Below are 18,959 nucleotides of genomic sequence, written 5' to 3' on the forward strand. Positions count from 1 at the left end.
CATGGCACCCACCCCCACCAGCTCACCACTGCAGTTCGTTGCCAATGTGCGGCTGCTGCTGCGCCAGGTGGATCACCCCGGTGCCAGGGAGCCACTGACGCTGGCCCGCCACGTCTTTGAGTGCTTCATCCAGCAGACCAAACTGATCTCCAGCCGCGACAACGGCCCCGGAGTCGACACCGGCGACATCCTCTGCGAGGGCTACCTCTGCCGCGCCGCGGTGTTGCCCCACCCGGCGCCGGATCCTTGGGACTGGCTGGATGCCGAGCTGGACTGGCAGACGCCGGGCCTGCGGGGCGAGTACCAGCCGCCGTTTGTGCCGCCAGCCATCACCCATTCGCCGACCTCCACCGTGCAAGCGCCCGCTGATGGCGCCTGCTGGCTCGGTGATCTCTCGCTGCTCGAGACGCCTGGTGTGCTGCCCCATGCGCCTCGGGCTGTTTTTGCGGCGGCCAGCCTGCTGATGATTGGTGCCGTCTTCGGCCCCGGTGGCATCGGCGCCCTGGTGCAGCCCGAGCTGGGCGAGAAGCTGATCTTTGTGATCAAGCCTCACCGCGTCTACGTGCTGGAAGCGGGCGACACGCTCAATTCGATCGCCTACAGGTTTGGGACAACAGTGCCGACACTGCGGCGCGTGAACCAGGACCTGCAGGAGCTGCAGACGATCGAGACAGCCCCGGGGGACACGCTCACCCTGTTGGCCGGCACCTACGGCACCACCGTCGAAACCCTGCGCAAGCACAACCCGGAGCTGCTCCGGGCCGATGGCCACACGGTGGTGGAGGGCGACACGATCCGCACAATCGCCGAGCTGTACGACACCACCAACCGCACGATCCGCAAGTACAACCCGCCGCTCGCCGAGTACCCGAGCGGTGATCAGCTTCCGCTGGCCATGGTGGTGAACGTGCCGGCGATCCGGCCCTCGTCACCGCTGGACCCCGGCCAGGAGTTGCTGGTGCCCAGCGTCACGCCATCGACGGTGCTGCCGGCCGGAGCCTGGATCTACCTGCCGGAGCGCAGGGCCGTCACTTTCCCCGATGAAATCGACCTGGACGCCGAGACGCCTGCGCCGGCTGCATTGCTGCTGGCCACTGCCCTACCGCTGACGCTTTGAGGCGCTGGTAATAGCAAGCGTGAGCGCAGCCCGGATGGGGTGCTCACCTCAACCACAGCCGTGATGGGTGGATCCATGACCAAGCGCACCAGAGAGCCCCAGCTCCAGCTCCAGCCCCAGGCCACATCGCACTCCTACGTCACCTACGCGCAGCAGCAGCAGTGGCCCAATCAGGAGCCGACGCCGTCTGAGGGCGAGGAGCTCGATCCCGTTGATGACTCTGAGCTCGATCCACTTGAGGATGAGCCCCTCGATCCAATCGAGGAACCTGCCACCACGGGCGATGAACCGGCAGCAGAACCTGATGCCCTCAAGGCCGAGCGCCGCAAGACCAACCAGCTGGAGCGGGATCTGCGCACCCTCAAGCGTCAGCTCTCCCAGTTCTCCAAGATCAACCCCGACGAGTACGAGCGTCTGCAGGAGGCCGAACGCCAGAAGGTACAGCTGGAGCGCGAGATCGCAACCCGCGAACGCCAGCTGGAGGCCGCTGCGGCCCGCAAAGTGAAGGCCGTCGCCAAGGAACGCGACGACGCCCTGGCGGAAGTGCAGCAACTGCGCAAGGACCGCCTGCTGGAGCGCCTGTTCGTTGACGCCGAGGGGCGCCCCGGTGGTGACAACCGCGGCTCCTTCTTTGAGATCTTCAAGCAGCAGGTGGGCAGTGAGTTCCGCCTGACCAAGGACGGCCATGGCCGCGACGTGCTGGAGCCGATCGACTCCAAGGGCAATGCCCTGCTCAGCGACAACGGCAACCTCCAGGCCGCAGAGCATGTCGAGAGCCTGCGCACCCATCCGGTGCTCGGCTTCCTGTTCCAGCAGCGCGGTGGCATCGGCCCCACCACTGTGATCGCCGAATTCGATGGCAACGGCCAAGCCACCAACCTGCAGAACATGAGCGCCAGTGAGCTGTACCTGGCCAGCTACGCCCGCAAGCCGACCGGCGCACGCAGCTGAGCTGAGTTGAGCTCAGCGATGCCGCCGTACCTCGCCTTCTGGAGTCGCCGCACAACCGCCACGGTGGTGAGTGCGGCAACGCGCTCGTCTGCGCGCTCGCGAGCGGCTGCCAGGCACCGGGCCGGCTACGGAACCCTGGTCAGCCTGCAGCGAGCGAACGCTCAAGACAGTCGGCTGATCGAGAAGGGAACCTGGGTGCGCCGCCGCCGCGATGGCAGCAGCCCACAGTTCGGCAGCACGCTGTAGTCCACTAGGGCCAGAGCCTCTTCCTCGATCAGGTTGGCCATCAGCTCCTGCGCGAAGCCATCCGCCTCTTCACATCAGCCTTGACGGCCTCGCTGTAACGACGCATTGAACTGCTCCATCAAGCCCCCTGGAGGGAAAAGTGGTCGAGATGAAGAGACGTCAACTTTCCTGGCAGAGGGAGGACCAGGGCCATCTTTAACCTCAGAGGCATGGCACCACCCCGATTCACTCAGAGCAATGGTTTTCGTCGGACTTTTCAATGTTATGTGAAGCCAGAGCTCTTGTATTGAAAGCCGTGGTTAGACATTGAACATCAGAAAAGAGGGAGGGCTCAAGACGGCAGCTTATGAGGCATGAAGATGCCCAGCCGCAGCTTGCGCAGATCGCTTAACCATGTAGGACTAAGAAACACTTCAACCCAAACCCAAACAACAAAACCTGCAAAACGAGCGAAAGAAATGAACACTGAAGAAACCAACGAATCATCATTATGTATACGCCAGGAACACTTGCTAGCCTTTGTCCGCGAAATGATTGTCGGAAGAACGGGGCGTGAGGATGACGAACATCCCTTGCCGCCTGGACCATGGGACCCGGTAATCCGTGTCGCATTGGAACGAATCAATGTTTTCGGTCCGCACCCAGAGCCTTGGCGGAGGTTCTTGGGTCATCCAGTTCCATGGCGGACAGTAGAGTCAGTTTTTGGTCCGAGCCCTGAGCCTTGGAGAGCCATTTTCGCCAGCATTCTCGCAAGGCACCCTGAAATTTGGGATGCCATTGGCGGCGGACAAAACTTCGGCGAGGAAGTCGCACTTAATCCGCAACCATTGCCGCCGCGCTTCGCGTTCTTGATTTCCGTAGCAAAAACGGTGATTAGCCGCGCCGAGTTGATGCAGGAGATTGCCGATGCCACGCGGCGCGAAGGCGAACAGCAAGGCATAATCATTGTCTCAGGGTATCTCGATAGATTTGTTGATGATTGGTGCGGTAATGACTTTAGGTTATTGTGGCCGGGCCCGGACCCATTAATCCCTTGGTGGGGCGGCCCGCGCCCGAAGTGGTTTGTCGAAATTCTCAGCGGAATCGATCTAGTGGTGATAGCAACGCAATTCGAGCAAGAAGCAAAAGTTACTTTTAGTCAGGATTTGCGGCAGAATTTGGTAGGTGCTAGCGCTAAACTTGTGGAAGCGGGCATTTCGAAGATGCAATAGAAGGGATAAACGGACTAGGTTGGCTGCGAGGGGCAGAAGAGGGGACAATTCTTTGCTTCATTCTGCCTAACGATCATAGTACACCGTGCGCAGCCCTAATCTATCCCGTCACGCTTTTATAGTTGTCAAGTATCCCATATATGCCATTTGTCGGCCGTAACTATTGTTCACCTGCTACGACTCCAGGTTGAAACGGACGGGCCTGGGTTCGTGCCGATGCCAGAGGCTCATTTAGCTGTGATCGATCACCCAGGACGGGAGGAAGGGTTAACTAACCAACGCGCTTCAACTTGGGCCAATCAAGTACAACCAAGTACAACCAAGTACAACCAAACTAAACCCCTGCGAATCGATCAAGCAATCGAACAACAACACCCAAAAAATGGGGGGTAATACCCCCGATAACGAGAATCGCGCGGACAGCGCTTCTCAAATGTCGCAAATTCTGGAAATTCATTTCTCCGATCATCCGATGAACAGCCCTTGTTTGCTCATACCGGCCAAGAAGCCAAAAACAACTTGAGAACACCCGGGCAAACTCATGAAAAGACCCATTCCAAAGGCTCTGGATCTCTGGCTTATTTCCAAGGGGTCAGGCCCCAGCTCCTGCCAGGTCTGCAGTTGCTTGATCAGATGGCGAAAGTCGCCACCACGGCTGCGTGGTCGGATGCCGGGTCGGACTTTCGCGCGGTTGGGATCTCACTGACCGATGGCAAACGGTCCGTCGCCAGAACGGTGCGGACTTCTGGGATGTTCTCGGGGTTCACAAGGCGGTGGCTGGCAAAGATGTGGTCGATCAATTCGCCACGGCCCTTGAACACCCGGCTGTAGGGAGGCTCTGCGGGTGGCTTGCCATCTGTAGTGAAGTTGAGTCGCGGGGCCAGATTCCACATCCGATAGCCGTCCCCCTTGTCGCCAGTGCGGAACGCAGCGGTCTCCAGCTCAGAGCCCGTCGGCCCCTGGATGATCTGGGTGGTAGCGGCATCGGGCTGGTCGTTGAGGTCCCCGCAGAACACCACGGCCTTCTCACGCCCCAGCCCATCATCGGGATCAGGTTCACCTGCACCAGAGCGGAGGATCGCATTGAGCCGGTCGCGGATCGTCAATGCCTCCCCGGTGCGGCGGTAGAGCGCGTAGGCCGCATAGCGGTAGCGCTCGTCCTCGTCCTTTGGGTTGAAGTTGCCCTTCTCTCGGGGATAGCTGATCAGCTTCGACTTGAAGTGGGCGGTGATCACGGCCACCTTCGTACCGTCAACCTCCACCACCACCTCAAGGGCGCTGCGGCCCATGGTGGCCAGCAGTGATTCATCGGCGGCGGTGCCCGGCTTGTCAAAGGCCGGATCCTTCTGCTGTACCGGCCGGATCAGATCTGGAAAGGGGCTGATGGACCGGATGGCGCTCAGAGGGCGGGTGGAGAGGATCGCCACTCGGATGGCACGGCTCGGTTCTCCGCCAGCTTCCGGGTTTCCCTCCGCTGCATGGGGCATCGAATGGGTGAGGGCCTGCTGCAGAGCCGCCAGGGCGCCGTTTGGACCGATCTCCTGGAGAGCCAGCACGTCAGGCTGCTCCTTGTCGATCTCGGCTGCGAGCTTGGCGAGTTTGTCCTGGAAATCCTGCTGAGCCCCTGGCTTTGACGGGTCAGGAAGGAAAAGGTTCTCCACATTCCAGTTCATCACCTTGAAGGCCGTCATGGTGCTCCTGATCGGTTCAGTCTTCCCTTGGCTATAGCAACATCAGGTTAAATCTGCATATAGGAAGGTGTTCAAGTGGCCTGGGCTGGTGAGGTCATCAGGCGTGGCCTGTCCTGCGACAACGTGATGGGCGTGGTAGGGGACTCGCCGGGAATCTCCTTGATCGACCCCGAGCAGGCGCGAGAGGCGGAGCGCAGCGGCAGGAGGCCCGGCTGCTGGACTGCCGCAGCGGCCCTGGCTGTTGGTCCCTGCGGCGGCCACGAGGCGCAGCGGAATCCCGAGCAGGCGCAAGCGGGTGGTGCTGGAGCGATGGAGCAGCGCGGGCCTGCGGCTGTGACTGCTGCCAACGCCTGGGTCCGGCGGCGGCCACCTGACGGTTGAAGGGCCCCGCAGGGCCACTGAGCGGGGGGCGGCGCCAGCGCCGAGCTCACACGGCCCAGCGAAGCGGCAGCTCCTGCTGCGGATCGGCCCCGCATTCTTCATCGAGCCACTCCACATCCCAGTGGGAGCCGATGAAGCGCCCCACCACCGGCTTGGGCTCGCTCCAACGGCCGGAGGCGACTTCCGCCTCCCAGGCCTCCTGGTTTGCGGCCCGCTGGGGATCCTTGGCCTTCTTGGCCAGTGCTGGCTGTAGCCACTGCTGAAGGACTGTGCCGAGCCAGAAGCCGGTGCTGAAGCCGAGGGAGCAGCAGAGCAGCACGACGGCCAGGCTGTGGGCCAGGGCTTGCTGGATGACGGGACGGGAGGAGGTGGTGATCACGGCTGTGGTGGAGAAGAACGCGCTTCCCACGCACCGGCCAGCTGCGGGGTCAAGGGCGGCGCTTCCGCTCTGCGGTGAGCCGCTCGCCATCGCCCTTGACGCCGCAAGCGACCGCCAGCCCGCAAGTGCAGTGAGCGACTGCTGGCTGCCGGATGCAGGCTCGATCGCGTTTCACCGCCACCCGTGATGCCCCCCGTCCCGACCTGATGCCATGCCCCCAGAGCCTTTGCCTGCGTTGCGCTGCTGCCCTCCTTGCCGGCGATCAACGGAACAGGCCAGCAGCGAAAAAGGGCAGCCAGCTTTCGCCAGCCGCCTCGGTGGGCTGTGATCAGGCCCGGAAGCCGATCTTTCGGCGATAGAGCTCCAGGTGATGGGCTTCGATCAGCTCCATGGCAAGGAAAGCCGGGAAGCCCATGCGGCCGTTGCCGATCGCCTCGCTTGCGCCTGGGAAGGAGCGCCGCAGGCCCTGGCCTGGGCTGGCCTTCTCAGCAGGGACCTTTCGCTGCTGCACTCCGCTCGGTGCGACGGCCATGGGCTCGATCTGGCGCAGCTTCTGCTCCAGCAGCGCCCAGAGATACTTCGGGATGCGGGAAGGCCTTGGGCAGCGCCACAGCTTGCAGGTGGCATCCCAGGGCCGGGACTCTTCCAGCAGCAGCCCGTTCTTGCCGGCTTTGCTGATCTCGATCATCAGCAGGTTCTCGCTCACCGCCTTGGCGGTGACGGCCCTCCAGGTGATGCCGCTCATTGAGGACGCATAGATCGTGATGGGTGCCATGGCCAAACCAGGCGAAGGACCCCTCAGCCCTGCGCGGGGAGGGCAAGGGGCGCGTCAGCGCCTTGCGCAGCCCTTGCCCCGCCGCGCACGCTGAGGAGGGCCGCCGCCGCCCCCGTCGGTGTCGCAAAGAGCAGTCAGGAAAAGGGACCCGAAGGCCCCGGTGAGGCTGCCCCCCCTGGGGCTCAGATCACTGAGACGGTGCAGCCCTTGGTGCCCTGCAGCTTGCGGGCGATTTCATGAGCCCGCTGGGCCGGCACGAAGCGCATCTTTTTGACAGGCTTGCCGCGCTTCCCGATGTGCTGAAGCTCAAAGGGATGGGCGCCACCCTTGATCCCATCGGGATAGAAGTGGACGATCACGCGGCGGATTTCGCAGGCGGGGGCTTGCAGTGAGGCCATGGCCAATACGGCGAGGAACCCGATTCCGCCGCACGGCCCGCGCAGGGAAGGCAGGGGGCGCGAAGCGCCTCGCGTCAGCCCTTGCCGAACCGAGCAGGCCCGTGCAGCTTCCGGGTTCTGCTCGCCGTGGCCAGGCCGTAACGTCTCCCCGCCCCTGCTGCTGCTGCCGCGTTCGTCTGCTGTTCCCGAGGGTCAGGTGGTGCTTGTTACCCGAGCCAGCTTCAAGGCGCGGGATCGGCCAAGAAGAGGAGACGGCATCAGGCCATCGCAGCGTGTCTTCTGAGATTGCCCATGTTTGGCGTACAAGTCGGCAGAGGCTTCTGTCTTGATCAGCTGCTACGTGGAACAGCTCATTACCATCTTGGCGCTGCCTGACATTCGGCATCTGACTTCTGGCAATGGCCCGACCATCCCCACAGTCCATTCACGCCCAGCTTGTAGTCGCAAGCCTTTGCGCGAGCTTGATCAACGTATTGGCCAGCAATCCTGGATTTGCCCAGGAGAAGGGGTATGGCCAGACCTTCGGGACTACCCCCAGGGAGGGTGAGGTCTATGACAACTATGTCAAGCCCGGGGTCGGAGGGGGGCAGCCTCTCGGTTCCACCAACATCCTGGGTGTGCTGGACAGGCTGAGTGGCGGTCCAGCCAAGTTCAATCCCACGCCTCCTGGCTCCGCGATCGACCGTGCTATCAGGTCTTTCGACGCACAGGCGGAACCTGCAGGCCCGACATCTTCCCCGGGGTTGATGCCGGGTTCCTAAGACATCGTGTGGGATTCACCCGATGTCTTTGCCGCTCGCGCTGTCATCCGTGCAGAGCCCTGATCGGTGTTCAGCAAGTCAGGGGTAATTCATTATCAGCCGAACCCGGAAGGCATCGGCAAGAGCGACCGGTTCTCCTGAGGAGAAAGAGTGAGAGGAGAGGACCATGACGAGGCCAGGCGTCGGACACTGCGTGACCCCGGCGCCAGCTGAACGGGCGCCGAGAGCAGCAGCGCCACGACCTTGATAAGTGCTAGTACATGTGTATGCATCTCATGCTGTCATGGTCTCCCGCCTGCCGCCCCGTTCTCGGACCTCCGGCGATCAGCAGGAGGAGATCGAGGAATGGCCCTACCTGGATCAGGACGTGCTCCGCCCCAGCCGCAGCCGCAAGGTTTGTCTCACCTGCCACTGGTTCCGGCACCACGCCGGGGTGAACTGCATCCCCCTGCTCACCTGCCAGCTGCACCAGGGCCTGCTGGCCCAGGGGGAGCACCTCATCAGTCGCTGCCAGGGTTGGACCGACGACATGACGCGCCAGCGGGGCTGGGCACCGGAAGGGGCGTGAGTGCTGGGGCCAGCAGGCGGCCACCGCTGTCCCCCAAGGAGGGCTGGCTGATCCATGGTCGCCAGGTGTTGCGCTTCCGGCCCTGCCGCTGGGAGCGGGACTACCAGCGGCTGGAAATCACCAGCGGAGAGCTGCTCCCCGATCAGGCGATCCCACTGCTGAAACGACGAAAGGAGTTGAGCCGGACAGAAGCCCTGCAGCTCTGGGAACAGAAGCGCAAGGCGGGCTGGGTGCCCTGCAGCCCTCAGTGGTGATCAGCACCACCCCCAAAACCGATCCATGTCCATCAACCTGAGACCAGAACCGATGGCCACCTCTTCCCCGATGAGCAACCGCCAGCCAAGGCGCTACCGCCTGGTGGATCAACAGGGCCAGCCGCACTGTGAGCTTGATGAGCACTTCGATTCGATCGAGGAGGCCTGGGCGTTCGCCACCCGCTGGTGGCACCAGCAGCTACCCGCTGGCGATCCTGACGCTCAGGTCGGCCTTGGCCTGGAGGTGAGCACCGAAAGCGGCAACTGGCGCACCATTCGCCATCCGCAGGGCTGATCCCACCCCTGTCAGGCCTCAACAAAGGTGGCCACACAGCCCACTCCCCGAGAAGGCGGTCAATATTTCTACTGCAGATACAATAGATCGAAGCCGCTGTTGCCTCTCACTTGAAGAAACTTGTTGGACCACTGCGGAGAGCATTGATCTATGGCCTGATTAGCTATTCTGGGCTTGTTCTGATCAACAACTCAGAGCTGGACCTTTCCAACATGTGGATTGCCTATCTGCCGATGTTTATCGGTGTCTATGTGGTCACGCAGTGGCTGGATAAGAAGTTTGGGGGCTGAGAGCCTCGGGACTGGACGCGTCTTCATGGACGATCGTTTCCAATCATCAACCGCACGGGTTAGCGCTTCCTTGTTGGCCTTGAACTGGTCTGCCCTGCCAACGTTGCTGCCCGATGGATGGGGAAAGCCTTGTAGGACAGTGGCCCCTAGTTGCCTGTCACGCAGGGCGTAGTTGACGAATTTCTCAACAGCAACACCAAGGGGCACGATCAAAACACCAGCAGGCAGCGAGGCAAGTTCCTCGGCCAATAGCGTGACGAGGATGTTCCGAAAGTAGCCAATGCTAAGTGCGTCTGGCTGATGCCCGCCATAGTTCTTCCACTCCCCCTTCTTGAGGCAAAACACAGGGTAGCGCAGCGCAGATGTTGAGTGAAAGCGGGGATCAGGCTTCCCGAGAATGTCTGCGGTGGTCTGGATATTGAACGCCTTGTTCACACCGAGCTGATCAAGCATCTTGACTAGGTTTGTCCGCATTGACCCAGCAAATGCTGCCTGCGAGTGGGCTTGTTTACAGGCTGTGCTGTAGCCCAGGCCTTCCGCGAGTGCCTGTCTGGCAACGGAGTAAGCGGCAACGGTTTGTGTCCAGCCAGGAGTGATACCGACAAGGGCAATCCTGGCGCTTATGTTGATGTGATCGAACGGCGCCCATGCTGCCATTAAGTTCTTGTCTTGGTAGAGAATAAGCTCGTGTCGAATTGAGCCTGGGCTGCTCGGCACTCCATCAGCGAGGAGGTGGTAAAGGTCGGTGCTGTCAATGGTGCCAAGGGTGCGGCTGCAGTTCTTCAAGAGTCCGGCCCCTTCACACCCGTTGGCGGCACCGGGTCAAGTGGTGGCGGGTCGGGGTTCTCGCCCATCATCAGATCGTGGTTGTATCCGCGCACGCAAGCTTCCTTTCGATCAACGCAGCGTCGGGCATGCCAGAGCGTAGGGCCCGCAGCTCCTCAATGCTCAATGGACTATCCATCAGCATCCGCTCCCTTCCCAAGCCTCGCGCATCTGCCCCAGCTCATCGAAGGGGCAAGTCACCATCAGTGCCTCCCTGCACTGACCGATCTTCTCCTTCTCGCCTGGGTCGGTCGCGTTCTCGTACAGCCTCCGCAGCCGCACCGCCTTGGTGGTGTGCGACAGGTCCGACTGCAAGAGCCGTATAGCGTCCTCAGATGTGCTCATTTCATCAACCCTCTCCAATGACATTAGGATTGTCACGGTTGTGCTCGATGAACGACTGGCAGAGCCGGTACATCTCAGAAGGGGTCATATCGTGCTTGGAATCGTTCACCCCCCACCCGCAGATCACGAAGTCTGGCGCGGCATTGGCGATACGGTGGTCAATAGTGGGTAGCAGTCTGAACTCCCGCTTATAGGCACCACGGCGTTTCTTCGATTCCGTATTGTCGTAAGTGCCGATCAGGCCCCAGACGAGTTTTTCGCCGGTCCAGTGATCGAGCCCGTTGGAGGCGACAACGGCTTCGTGGATGGCTTGGGCATACTCAGCCCGAGAGGCCTCGCCACCACGCTTCTTATCGCGCTTATGGAGAGCGGCTGCCTTGCGTGTCACCCAAAGGTCGTACTTGGCCTGCACCACCTGATTCAGCAGCCAGTCTGGTGCGTTCATGCTGGTGGGTTCTCCAGCTTCTGCTTTAAAAGTTCCCAGTTGTTCTCGTAGTCGTTGTCGTCGTCGTAGAACCAGAAATTGCGGATAGTAGTGTCCGTTCGAATCGTCCGCTTTTCCTCTGGGCCGGCTGAAATCCAATCAGAATGCTCCCTGGAGCAATCCTCGGCAACCACCTCGCTTGGCACCAGGAAGAAGCGAGGCAGGGTGCCGATTGTGCCTAGGTGAACGAAGCAATAGACGAGATTGTGAGCGCCGATCTGCTCTGCTCTGTTAGTGAGGGTCCAACACCACCAGGGGCGCCTGGTGCGCGCCCGCATGGCATCGGATGCGGTCTTTACCTCCACCTTGAGCATGTAGCCCGACTCCTGATCAACAACAAGGATGTCCATCCCTTTGGTGTTGCCGAGGGTTGGATGTCCACTGTACCCACGCTGGAGTAGCTGAGCAAGGACATGGAACTCACCTGCCATGCCGACTTCGTTGAGTGTCCCCTTCTTTGAAGTGGTCATTTCAGAAGCTCGGTGACGATAGTGCCTGTGAAAGCCATAAGTTGCCCCTTTTCGCGATACTATTAATAATCCATCTGACTCGCATATGGCAACAATCCGATAGGGTCATATCTATGTAAGATCTGGATGCTGCTGTAACCGTTGGAATCATAATGGTTATTCGGGGAGATGTTACCTGAGAGGCAAATTGAACGGCTCGTCATAGAAATGGACAGCCCGCAGGCCGACCGATTACCACCAGGGGCTTGGCTAATGGGTCGGCAAATGGCCGGCCGCCTCTGGGAACACTTACGGGGAACCTGCAAGATCACCATGCCCAACCTCGCCGACGCTGACCGCCTCGAACGCCTGACCGCCTGACCGCCTGACCGCCTGACCGCCTGACCGCCTGACCGCCACCATGACGGCACTGGTATTCGAGCCTGAGCAGATCGCGGCACTGAACTGTGAGAAGGCTGCCAGGGGTGGGCTCAAGGCCTCAGGCGCTGTGGGCGTGATGCTGAGCTTCCCGGAGCGTGCGGTCCGCTGGCGCAGGGCACGTTGCAGGAAAACCAGCTCATCAAAGACTGGCTGCGTCTTGCTTTCGCATCGCCTCGGCCACCTCAGGAAAGTGCTTTTCGATGCATGCTTCGCACACCCCATGGGTGAAGGCCACATCGGAGTGCTGTTTGATGAAGGTCTCCACGCTTGACCAGTAGCCGGCGTCGTTGCGGATCGCCTTGCAATACGAACAGATCGGGATGAGCTCTTCGATCAGGTTGATCTTCTCCAGGGCCAGAGCCAGCCGGGCGGACACCCGCCGCAGCTCCAGCTGGCTCACGACCTGGCGGGCGATCCCCTCCAGGGCCTTGATCTGGGCGGCGCTCAGTTCCCTCGGTTCATGGTCGATCACGCAAAGGGTGCCCAGGGGCAAGGCCTCTGGCGATAGCAATGGAACGCCCGCATAGAAGCGGATGTTGGGCTCAGAGGTCACCAGGGGATTGGCGGCGAAGCGTGAATCGAGGTGGGTGTCCTCAACCACCAGGATCTTGTCTTCGAGAATGGCGTGGGCACAGAAGGAGACGTCCCGGCTGGTTCCCGTGGCCTCCAGGCCGAACTTCGATTTGAACCACTGACGGTCAGAGTCGACCAGGCTGATCAGGGCGATGGGAACGTCGCAGACGTAGGCCGCCAGTGCCGTCAGATCGTCGTAGGCCCGCTCGGGCGGTGTGTCGAGGATGCGGTAATCGCGAAGGGCTTCAAGCCGCTCTTCCTCTCGCTCGCTCCGTGGCGCCTTCATGGGCATCAAACCGAAGGATCCAGGCGTCCCTTGGCCCCATTGTCGGGGCCACTCCTCCGGCTCAGGAGCGGCTTCACGTTTCCTCACCCCTCCCCATCCCCGAACAGGGCATCACTCCGTCCGCTCGGGCTTTGTGAGGAGTAAATTTCGTTGTGATGGAGCACCTGAACTGGGGATACATCCAATTAGGGCTGCTGGCCCTTGCTTTCGGTGGTCTGCAGGTCTGGTGGATCAGCAGCACTCTGAGGACACGAGGCCTCGCCAGACCCCTGAGCGCCAAGGGTTTCCGCAGATCTTTGGAACGGATTTTGAGAAGGACCAGGCGCCATCCGATTGATTGAGCGGCAGCAGGACCGGACTCATGGTAGGATTGTAAAGATTTTATAAGCTTGTATGTTCAGGGCACTCTTCGGCTTTCTCTTTGCGGCGGTCATGTTTGTCCAGGTTCCTCAATGGGACAACGATTGGACAAAGTGCTCTGTGTCAGTTCCCGACACTGCCTGTCACTGGTATGTCGTGAATCCAGACAACACTTTTGGTAAGGGATTCAGTTGGATCACTGCTCCAAAATATGACTTTGAAGCACTTCAAGACATTGCAGCTCAGCATGAAGTGACAGTCGCTAACGGTTATCAAACTACGGTGGAATTGATGAATGCAAGCTCTGACGTCAAATACGGCGATGATTACTGATCGATAACAAGTTCGACATTAAGTTCTCCAAATATTTTGATTGAGCTTATAAATCTAGCCCTGATATTCAAAGTTCAAAGATTTGTTGTCGTAAAGCAGATAGCCTTGAAATGGTTTCTGGGCGAACGCAGAGAAGCCGAGCAGTGGAGTTGTTGAACCCCTGCCAGCATCAGCGGCAGGCCAAGATCATTCCGTTCATCAAGACACCAAAAGACTCAGTTGCATAGGCCCCAAGGCTCGCGCTGTTCAGCTCTTAACGTTGATGGGCTGTTTCCAAGGAGTGCGCCCCCAGGGCTTGAGAAAAGAGATGAACACAACGGCCAACTGCAGCAGAACCTGAACGCCACCCCCCACCAGCCCCTGGAACCAGGTTGTCCAGTAGATCGAATCCGCAGGTATCTCAGGCATGTTGAGCCCTGCGACCAAAGCCGCGTTGCTGTCGAGCCAGGGACCCAAGGCCACTGTGCCAAAAAAGATCAATGACACCGTGACCAGGCCCTTGATCACCACCCACCAGTGCTTGAAATACCCCCACGGTGTGATGGCACAAAGCACAAGACCGCTCAGGAGGCTCAGCGAGGCACAAGGAATGATCACGACGTCGTCCAAGAACTTGCTCAGTTCAGCGACCACCACCTGCGTGGGGAAGGCCCGCTCGGTCTGGCCGAACTGAACCAACACCAACAGGCCCGCCGACACGGCCCAAGTCAGGGAGATCACCACATGCGTGGAGATGATCCACAACCGCCCGGTGACCGACACTTTCCACACGAAAGGCAGTTGCTCAAATACGGCGGCACCCTACCCAGAACCGGCCCTGGCCTCCCACCAACCCCCAAGGGAATGGCGATGATGTCCCTCGGTTGCCTTCTGCTGAAGCGGGCGATCAGCCCAGAAAGGGATCCAGGAAGCCCAGCGGCCTGGCCATGGTTTCCGAGAAGCCGAGAATGCCGCGGTCCCGGTAGCTGTACAGAAGCGTGTCGTCGGCCTCCAGCAGGAAGGTGCCGCCCCGCTGGGTGAGGAAGTCGTCGCGGGGCACGTAGGTGCGCCAGTGGCCCAGCACTTCGCTCATGTTGCGCAGCCGCACCGTGGCTAGCTCGAAGGGCCGCTGGAATCCAGTCCCGCCCGCCTTGGCAAAGAAGGAACCCTGAATCGGCGGCAGGGGGCCCGCCTGGATGGTCTCGTCGTCGGCGATGCGCTGGGGCGCGCTGCGATCGCCCGTGTAGCCCCGCAGCACCTCGGCCAGGGTGCCGGGGGAGCCGATGCCGGCGCACATCAGCAGCAGGTTCGGCCAGGGGCCTCCGATCTGCCCGAGGCCCTCATAGAGCCCCAGGGCCCGATGCAGGTGTGGATCCGGATCCACCAGAAGTCGTTCGATCGGAAAGCCGGTGAAAGTGCAGAACCGTTGGCGACTCGCCTCATCACCGATGCCGATCGCCAGCACGGCGATGCCGGCGGCCTCCAGCTGCGGCCAAGCAGCCACCAGGGCCTGGGCGTATTCAATGCTGTCGAAATCCCCCAGCTGTGGGAACAGCAGCACCAGCCGGCGGCGGCCCCGACCCATCCCCTCCACCTCCGCCAGCCGCTCAAGCAGCGCAGCGGCTGCCATCGGCCTTGCCCCGGCGCCAGCAGAACCTGTGGTGGTCTCGGTGGTGGACACGGGGATCTGGGTGGTCATGGAACTTCCATCGTGGCGCGGTGCCGGCGGCGATCCGACAGCCTGGAGATCACCCTGGACGACGTTGGTTGCCGCTCGATCCCGCCACCCTTCGGCCCTTGCCGATCACGCCAGCTGTGAGCGGCGTGCTCGAAACCCTCTCCTTCCTGCGGGATCCGGATTTCGCCCGCTCCCGCTTCGAGCGCTACGGCGATGTGTACGGCACCACCCTTCTGGGGCAGCGCACCGTGTTCATCCGGGGGGAGAAGGCGATCAACGACCTGTTCGCTCAGGGCGATGCCGTCGCTGGCTGGTGGCCGGACAGTGTGCGGAAGCTGCTGGGGCCCCTGTCGCTGGCCAACCGCAACGGCGTAGATCACAAGGCCCGTCGTCGTGTGGTGGGCCAGCTGTTCGCTGCCTCTGCCCTGAAGCGTTACAGCCCGGCGATCGTGGCGCTGGTCGATGAGCTCAGCGGGGAGCTGCTCGGTGGTGCATCGCCCGTGGCCCTGGTGCCCAAGCTGAGGCGCTTCGCCTTCAGCGTGATCGCCAGCACGGTGCTGGGGCTCGATTCCGTCGATCGTGAGGCCCTGTTCGTGGATTTCGAAACCTGGTGCCAGGGCCTCTTTTCCCTCCCCTACGCCCTGCCTGGCAGCCCCTACGCCCGAGCTCTTCAGGCCCGCCAACGGCTGCTGCGACGCCTGGGCGCCGTGCTCGAAAAGGCGCAGAGCGCCGCTGCCGCCGGAGCGCCCCTGGCCGCCGGCGGGCTTGATCTGCTGGCCGGTGGCCTTGATGAAGCCGGCCTTCCCCTGGGCGATGACGACGTGGCGGAGCAGCTGCTGCTGCTGTTGTTCGCCGGCTACGAAACCACCGCCTCTTCCCTGAGCTGTCTGCTGCTGAGCCTTCTGCAACATCCAGCCGAGCTGGCCTGGTTGCAACAGGAGCTCGACGGCTTGCCTTGGCCTCCAGCGCAGGGGGAGGCCGTGACCGCCTTTGATGCCAACCGTGCCCCGCGTCTCGATGCGGTGGTGAAAGAAGTGATGCGGCTCACCCCGCCGGTGGGGGGCTTCTTCCGCCGTACCCGGGAGCCGATTGCCCTGGCGGATGTACTGGTGCCGGCCGATCGGGTGGTGCAGGTCAGCATCACTGCCAGCCATCGCTATGGAAGCGGCAACGAGGATCTGGAGGTGTTCCGGCCGCAGCGGCATCTGGCAGGCAACAGCACAGTCACCTTGCTGCCCTATGGAGGTGGTGAGCGGGTCTGTCTGGGCAAGGCGCTGGCCGAGCTGGAGATCCGCCTGCTAGCGGTGGGGCTGCTCAAGCGGCTGAGCTTGGCGCTGGAGCCGGATCAGGACCTGACGCTCAGGGTCATTCCCAGCCCTTCGCCGAAGGATGGCCTTCTGGTGCGCCCGTGCCTGCGCTGAGCGAGCAAACGTGTGCAGGGCCCAGGGCGGCTGCGTTCTGAGGTCAGCGAACCAAGTGCCGAGGCCTGCTCAGGCACCCTGGCTAGGCAGCTCTGGGACCTCAGCGCCCTGCAGCTGGGGCTGGTGCCAGAACAGGGTCTCGCTCAGCAGAAACAGGCCATCGGCTGAATCCTTTCTCCGCCGTGAGGGCAGTCCGGTGCCATCCCTCGTTACAACCTGTTACAATTCACGCAACACCTCGAAACAGTCATGGCTGATTCCACCCCCCGCTTTGGTTTTGTCGCCTTTGCTGAAACCTGGAATGGCCGCCTGTCCATGCTCGGCTTCGTGATTGGGGTTGGAACCGAGCTGCTCACCGGTCAGGGCATCCTCGCCCAAATCGGACTCGGTTGAACGTCATGAGCACCGATTACACCGCAGCCATCACTGCCGTCATCGCACTTGTGGTTGGCTTAAGCGCCATGGTCACCTTTGTGGTCAGCCGCCCCAGTGATCTTTCACCAAGCTCCCGTTGATCTGGTTGATGTCACTCGCACTGTGTTGCTGATTCCTGCCTAGGTTGCTGGCTTCATGTTCCAGCTTGATCCCACGAAGAGAAGTTTGATTGACCCAGTTTTTGGCATGCTGGCACTGTCAACACTTCGTTTTCTTCAGGAATGGGTCGAGTGGTTTCTGCCCCACCTACCTTGCTCACCCCAGATCCCCGGACGGCAGCTGGCCATATCGCTCTACCGGGACCCGTCCCAGGTTATTTAGGCCTGCGCGGCATTACTGGGCCTTCGATTAGATCGGCACCCGACACCGGATGGGGCTGATCAGTGGCTCATGCCCTGCTTGATCGCGCTGAGCACACCGCCGATGTGGCCCGCCATTACTCCGTGGTTTTGCTCGCCGCCAGCACGCGTGGGCATGGAGGGCCAGCGATGACGGGGATAAAACTGATCTCCCCCTCCTGAACCTGTTCTTCTGAGCCGCCACAGCTGACCAGCCGCATGGTCGATCAGGAGCTTTCAAGGGGTTTATGAGAAAGAAAACGCCCTGCTGAGAAAGTCAATTCTGAGCCTCTCAGCAGGAGTTCAGCGCCACAGGAACGCTCATAACCCTTGCCACGACATGATCCATAAGCCCAGCTCATGACCATTAGCCAAAGAGCTGATCGATCCTGCGGCCAATCTGCTTGTAACGATTCGAAAGATTGCTGTACTGTGAGGAAGCCGGTTCGCCGGACCTAATTTCCAGCTCTTCGGAGCTACACCCCCACCGTCCTCATGACCACCACCCTTCAGCAGCGCCAAGGCGCGTCTGCCTGGAGCCAGTTCTGCGAGTGGGTCACCTCCACCAACAACCGCCTCTACGTGGGCTGGTTCGGTGTGCTGATGATCCCCACCCTGCTGGCTGCCACGATCTGCTTCATCGTGGCCTTCATCGCTGCACCTCCCGTCGACATCGACGGCATCCGTGAGCCCGTTGCCGGCTCACTGCTTTACGGCAACAACATCATCTCCGGCGCCGTTGTTCCTTCCAGCAACGCCATCGGCCTGCACTTCTACCCGATCTGGGAAGCCGCCAGCCTCGACGAGTGGCTCTACAACGGCGGTCCCTACCAGCTGGTGGTCTTCCACTTCCTGATCGGCATTTTCTGCTACATGGGCCGCGAGTGGGAACTGTCCTACCGCCTCGGCATGCGCCCCTGGATCTGTGTGGCCTACAGCGCCCCTGTGGCAGCTGCCTCGGCTGTGTTCCTGATCTACCCCTTCGGTCAGGGTTCCTTCTCTGACGGCATGCCCCTAGGCATCTCCGGCACTTTCAACTACATGCTGGTGTTCCAGGCAGAGCACAACATTCTGATGCACCCCTTCCACATGCTGGGTGTGGCTGGTGTGTTCGGTGGCTCCCTGTTCTCCGCCATGCACGGTTCGCTGGTGACCAGCTCACTGGTGCGTGAAACCACCGAGAGCGAGAGCCAGAACTACGGCTACAAGTTCGGTCAGGAGGAAGAGACCTACAACATCGTGGCTGCCCACGGTTACTTCGGTCGCCTGATCTTCCAATACGCGTCCTTCAACAACAGCCGCAGCCTGCACTTCTTCCTGGCTGCCTGGCCCGTGATCGGCATCTGGTTCACCGCCCTTGGCGTGAGCACGATGGCCTTCAACCTGAACGGTTTCAACTTCAACCAGTCGATCCTCGATGGCCAAGGCCGCGTGATCAACACCTGGGCTGATGTGCTGAACCGCGCTGGGCTGGGTATGGAAGTGATGCACGAGCGCAACGCCCATAACTTCCCGCTCGACCTGGCATCTGCTGAAGCCACGCCTGTGGCGCTGATTGCCCCTGCGATCGGCTGATGCAGCCGGTGAGTCCCTGCGGCCAACCACCTGCCTCAACTGAATAGCAACTGAAGCCTCCGCCTTGGCGGGGGCTTTTTGTTGGCTCCTGCCATCGGCACCCCCGCAAGGATGAGGACC

The 18,959-nt window shown here is 61.2% G+C and carries 24 protein-coding genes; 14 read left to right on the forward strand and 10 right to left on the reverse strand.

The window, feature by feature from the left end; genetic code table 11:
- Window position 1: 1 nt before the first annotated feature.
- The 4 genes from CJZ82_RS18360 (at window position 2) to CJZ82_RS17855 (ending at window position 3,525) form a co-directional block, all read left to right on the forward strand.
- On the forward strand, window positions 2-1,117 hold the full coding sequence (locus tag CJZ82_RS18360) for a LysM domain-containing protein (protein WP_094555497.1): 1,116 nt from the start codon (window positions 2-4) through the stop codon (window positions 1,115-1,117).
- A gap of 75 nt (window positions 1,118-1,192) precedes the next feature.
- Window positions 1,193-2,068 (forward strand): hypothetical protein, encoded by an 876-nt coding sequence (locus tag CJZ82_RS09310; protein WP_143593603.1) that lies wholly within the window; start codon window positions 1,193-1,195, stop codon window positions 2,066-2,068.
- A gap of 18 nt (window positions 2,069-2,086) precedes the next feature.
- Window positions 2,087-2,314, forward strand: a complete 228-nt coding sequence (locus CJZ82_RS17850; RefSeq protein ID WP_143593604.1) for a hypothetical protein — start codon at window positions 2,087-2,089, stop codon at window positions 2,312-2,314.
- 353 nt (window positions 2,315-2,667) lie between these two features.
- Entirely contained in the window at window positions 2,668-3,525 is an 858-nt protein-coding gene (locus CJZ82_RS17855) for a hypothetical protein (protein WP_233130159.1), read from the forward strand.
- Window positions 3,526-4,154: 629 nt separating this feature from the next.
- Here CJZ82_RS17855 and CJZ82_RS09320 read toward each other — a convergent pair.
- Window positions 4,155-5,216 carry an endonuclease/exonuclease/phosphatase family protein gene (locus CJZ82_RS09320; protein ID WP_094555500.1) on the reverse strand — a complete coding sequence of 354 codons (1,062 nt, stop codon included), beginning with the start codon at window positions 5,214-5,216 and terminating at the stop codon, window positions 4,155-4,157.
- A 126-nt stretch (window positions 5,217-5,342) separates the two neighbouring features.
- Between CJZ82_RS09320 and CJZ82_RS09325 the strand changes: the two genes are divergently transcribed.
- Entirely contained in the window at window positions 5,343-5,597 is a 255-nt protein-coding gene (locus CJZ82_RS09325; RefSeq protein ID WP_143593606.1) for a hypothetical protein, read from the forward strand.
- A 46-nt stretch (window positions 5,598-5,643) separates the two neighbouring features.
- On the opposite strand, the gene CJZ82_RS09330 is transcribed toward CJZ82_RS09325, so the two are convergent.
- Window positions 5,644-5,976 carry a hypothetical protein gene (locus CJZ82_RS09330; RefSeq protein ID WP_143593607.1) on the reverse strand — a complete coding sequence of 111 codons (333 nt, stop codon included), beginning with the start codon at window positions 5,974-5,976 and terminating at the stop codon, window positions 5,644-5,646.
- On the opposite strand from CJZ82_RS09330, the gene CJZ82_RS17860 reads away from it, so the two are divergent.
- A complete protein-coding gene (locus tag CJZ82_RS17860; protein ID WP_143593608.1) occupies window positions 5,966-6,163 on the forward strand; it encodes a hypothetical protein in 198 nt (65 codons plus the stop codon). The two genes, CJZ82_RS09330 and CJZ82_RS17860, sit on opposite strands and share 11 nt — an antisense overlap.
- 141 nt (window positions 6,164-6,304) lie before the next feature.
- Here the strand turns inward: CJZ82_RS17860 and CJZ82_RS09335 are convergent, their stop codons facing one another.
- Both CJZ82_RS09335 and CJZ82_RS09340 read right to left on the reverse strand, forming a co-directional pair.
- The gene (locus CJZ82_RS09335; protein ID WP_143593609.1) at window positions 6,305-6,751 is read right to left on the reverse strand and encodes a hypothetical protein; all 447 of its coding nucleotides are present in this window, start codon (window positions 6,749-6,751) and stop codon (window positions 6,305-6,307) included.
- A 182-nt stretch (window positions 6,752-6,933) separates the two neighbouring features.
- Window positions 6,934-7,149, reverse strand: a complete 216-nt coding sequence (locus CJZ82_RS09340; protein ID WP_094555504.1) for a hypothetical protein — start codon at window positions 7,147-7,149, stop codon at window positions 6,934-6,936.
- A gap of 1,044 nt (window positions 7,150-8,193) precedes the next feature.
- Here CJZ82_RS09340 and CJZ82_RS09350 point away from each other — a divergent pair.
- From CJZ82_RS09350 to CJZ82_RS18950, 4 genes are all read left to right on the forward strand, one after another.
- Window positions 8,194-8,478, forward strand: coding sequence for a galactose oxidase (locus tag CJZ82_RS09350; protein ID WP_094555506.1), 285 nt, complete (start codon window positions 8,194-8,196; stop codon window positions 8,476-8,478).
- Window positions 8,475-8,732, forward strand: a complete 258-nt coding sequence (locus CJZ82_RS09355) for a DUF1651 domain-containing protein (protein WP_094555507.1) — start codon at window positions 8,475-8,477, stop codon at window positions 8,730-8,732. Before CJZ82_RS09350 ends, CJZ82_RS09355 begins: the two co-directional genes overlap by 4 nt.
- 52 nt (window positions 8,733-8,784) lie before the next feature.
- A complete protein-coding gene (locus tag CJZ82_RS09360; protein WP_094555553.1) occupies window positions 8,785-9,027 on the forward strand; it encodes a hypothetical protein in 243 nt (80 codons plus the stop codon).
- Window positions 9,028-9,137: 110 nt separating this feature from the next.
- On the forward strand, window positions 9,138-9,317 hold the full coding sequence (locus CJZ82_RS18950; RefSeq protein ID WP_094555508.1) for a hypothetical protein: 180 nt from the start codon (window positions 9,138-9,140) through the stop codon (window positions 9,315-9,317).
- Window positions 9,318-10,280: 963 nt separating this feature from the next.
- On the opposite strand, the gene CJZ82_RS18955 is transcribed toward CJZ82_RS18950, so the two are convergent.
- The 4 genes from CJZ82_RS18955 to CJZ82_RS09385 all read right to left on the reverse strand — a co-directional run bounded on the left by CJZ82_RS18955 (window position 10,281) and on the right by CJZ82_RS09385 (window position 12,720).
- Window positions 10,281-10,487 carry a hypothetical protein gene (locus CJZ82_RS18955; RefSeq protein WP_233130160.1) on the reverse strand — a complete coding sequence of 69 codons (207 nt, stop codon included), beginning with the start codon at window positions 10,485-10,487 and terminating at the stop codon, window positions 10,281-10,283.
- 4 nt (window positions 10,488-10,491) lie between these two features.
- Complete coding sequence (locus CJZ82_RS09375) at window positions 10,492-10,932, reverse strand: hypothetical protein (protein WP_094555510.1); 441 nt, start codon at window positions 10,930-10,932, stop codon at window positions 10,492-10,494.
- On the reverse strand, window positions 10,929-11,441 hold the full coding sequence (locus tag CJZ82_RS09380; RefSeq protein WP_143593610.1) for a hypothetical protein: 513 nt from the start codon (window positions 11,439-11,441) through the stop codon (window positions 10,929-10,931). Before CJZ82_RS09380 ends, CJZ82_RS09375 begins: the two co-directional genes overlap by 4 nt.
- Before the next feature lie 559 nt (window positions 11,442-12,000).
- Window positions 12,001-12,720: a GAF domain-containing protein gene (locus tag CJZ82_RS09385; protein ID WP_094555512.1), complete on the reverse strand. Its 720-nt coding sequence runs from the start codon at window positions 12,718-12,720 to the stop codon at window positions 12,001-12,003.
- A 393-nt stretch (window positions 12,721-13,113) separates the two neighbouring features.
- On the opposite strand from CJZ82_RS09385, the gene CJZ82_RS09395 reads away from it, so the two are divergent.
- On the forward strand, window positions 13,114-13,413 hold the full coding sequence (locus CJZ82_RS09395) for a hypothetical protein (protein ID WP_094555514.1): 300 nt from the start codon (window positions 13,114-13,116) through the stop codon (window positions 13,411-13,413).
- Between the two features lie 246 nt (window positions 13,414-13,659).
- On the opposite strand, the gene CJZ82_RS09400 is transcribed toward CJZ82_RS09395, so the two are convergent.
- The gene (locus CJZ82_RS09400; RefSeq protein WP_143593611.1) at window positions 13,660-14,133 is read right to left on the reverse strand and encodes a hypothetical protein; all 474 of its coding nucleotides are present in this window, start codon (window positions 14,131-14,133) and stop codon (window positions 13,660-13,662) included.
- 166 nt (window positions 14,134-14,299) lie between these two features.
- Window positions 14,300-14,977, reverse strand: a complete 678-nt coding sequence (locus tag CJZ82_RS09405; RefSeq protein ID WP_094555554.1) for a peroxiredoxin-like family protein — start codon at window positions 14,975-14,977, stop codon at window positions 14,300-14,302.
- A gap of 182 nt (window positions 14,978-15,159) precedes the next feature.
- Here CJZ82_RS09405 and CJZ82_RS09410 point away from each other — a divergent pair, with 182 nt between their 5' ends.
- The 3 genes from CJZ82_RS09410 (at window position 15,160) to psbA (ending at window position 18,839) form a co-directional block, all read left to right on the forward strand.
- On the forward strand, window positions 15,160-16,491 hold the full coding sequence (locus tag CJZ82_RS09410; protein WP_233130161.1) for a cytochrome P450: 1,332 nt from the start codon (window positions 15,160-15,162) through the stop codon (window positions 16,489-16,491).
- Between the two features lie 249 nt (window positions 16,492-16,740).
- On the forward strand, window positions 16,741-16,884 hold the full coding sequence (locus CJZ82_RS09415) for a high light inducible protein (RefSeq protein ID WP_094555516.1): 144 nt from the start codon (window positions 16,741-16,743) through the stop codon (window positions 16,882-16,884).
- An 875-nt stretch (window positions 16,885-17,759) separates the two neighbouring features.
- Window positions 17,760-18,839, forward strand: a complete 1,080-nt coding sequence (psbA, locus tag CJZ82_RS09420) for a photosystem II q(b) protein (RefSeq protein WP_094555517.1) — start codon at window positions 17,760-17,762, stop codon at window positions 18,837-18,839.
- Window positions 18,840-18,959: the final 120 nt, after the last annotated feature.

It is taken from the genome of Synechococcus sp. 1G10 (genome assembly GCF_002252625.1).
Classification (GTDB): Bacteria; Cyanobacteriota; Cyanobacteriia; order PCC-6307; family Cyanobiaceae; genus Regnicoccus_A.

Excerpts from the sequence above, each read along its gene's own strand:
- CJZ82_RS18360 (WP_094555497.1), top strand. The coding sequence starts at position 2 with ATGGCACCCACCCCCACCAGCTCACCACTGCAGTTCGTTGCCAATGTG.
- CJZ82_RS09310 (WP_143593603.1), top strand. The coding sequence starts at position 1,193 with ATGACCAAGCGCACCAGAGAGCCCCAGCTCCAGCTCCAGCCCCAGGCC.
- CJZ82_RS17850 (WP_143593604.1), top strand. The coding sequence starts at position 2,087 with ATGCCGCCGTACCTCGCCTTCTGGAGTCGCCGCACAACCGCCACGGTG.
- CJZ82_RS17855 (WP_233130159.1), top strand. The coding sequence starts at position 2,668 with ATGAAGATGCCCAGCCGCAGCTTGCGCAGATCGCTTAACCATGTAGGA.
- CJZ82_RS09320 (WP_094555500.1), bottom strand. The coding sequence starts at position 5,216 with ATGACGGCCTTCAAGGTGATGAACTGGAATGTGGAGAACCTTTTCCTT.
- CJZ82_RS09325 (WP_143593606.1), top strand. The coding sequence starts at position 5,343 with ATGGGCGTGGTAGGGGACTCGCCGGGAATCTCCTTGATCGACCCCGAG.
- CJZ82_RS09335 (WP_143593609.1), bottom strand. The coding sequence starts at position 6,751 with ATGGCACCCATCACGATCTATGCGTCCTCAATGAGCGGCATCACCTGG.
- CJZ82_RS09340 (WP_094555504.1), bottom strand. The coding sequence starts at position 7,149 with ATGGCCTCACTGCAAGCCCCCGCCTGCGAAATCCGCCGCGTGATCGTC.
- CJZ82_RS09350 (WP_094555506.1), top strand. The coding sequence starts at position 8,194 with ATGGTCTCCCGCCTGCCGCCCCGTTCTCGGACCTCCGGCGATCAGCAG.
- CJZ82_RS09360 (WP_094555553.1), top strand. The coding sequence starts at position 8,785 with ATGGCCACCTCTTCCCCGATGAGCAACCGCCAGCCAAGGCGCTACCGC.
- CJZ82_RS18955 (WP_233130160.1), bottom strand. The coding sequence starts at position 10,487 with ATGAGCACATCTGAGGACGCTATACGGCTCTTGCAGTCGGACCTGTCG.
- CJZ82_RS09375 (WP_094555510.1), bottom strand. The coding sequence starts at position 10,932 with ATGAACGCACCAGACTGGCTGCTGAATCAGGTGGTGCAGGCCAAGTAC.
- CJZ82_RS09380 (WP_143593610.1), bottom strand. The coding sequence starts at position 11,441 with ATGACCACTTCAAAGAAGGGGACACTCAACGAAGTCGGCATGGCAGGT.
- CJZ82_RS09385 (WP_094555512.1), bottom strand. The coding sequence starts at position 12,720 with ATGAAGGCGCCACGGAGCGAGCGAGAGGAAGAGCGGCTTGAAGCCCTT.
- CJZ82_RS09395 (WP_094555514.1), top strand. The coding sequence starts at position 13,114 with ATGTTCAGGGCACTCTTCGGCTTTCTCTTTGCGGCGGTCATGTTTGTC.
- CJZ82_RS09405 (WP_094555554.1), bottom strand. The coding sequence starts at position 14,977 with ATGGGTCGGGGCCGCCGCCGGCTGGTGCTGCTGTTCCCACAGCTGGGG.
- CJZ82_RS09415 (WP_094555516.1), top strand. The coding sequence starts at position 16,741 with ATGGCTGATTCCACCCCCCGCTTTGGTTTTGTCGCCTTTGCTGAAACC.
- psbA (WP_094555517.1), top strand. The coding sequence starts at position 17,760 with ATGACCACCACCCTTCAGCAGCGCCAAGGCGCGTCTGCCTGGAGCCAG.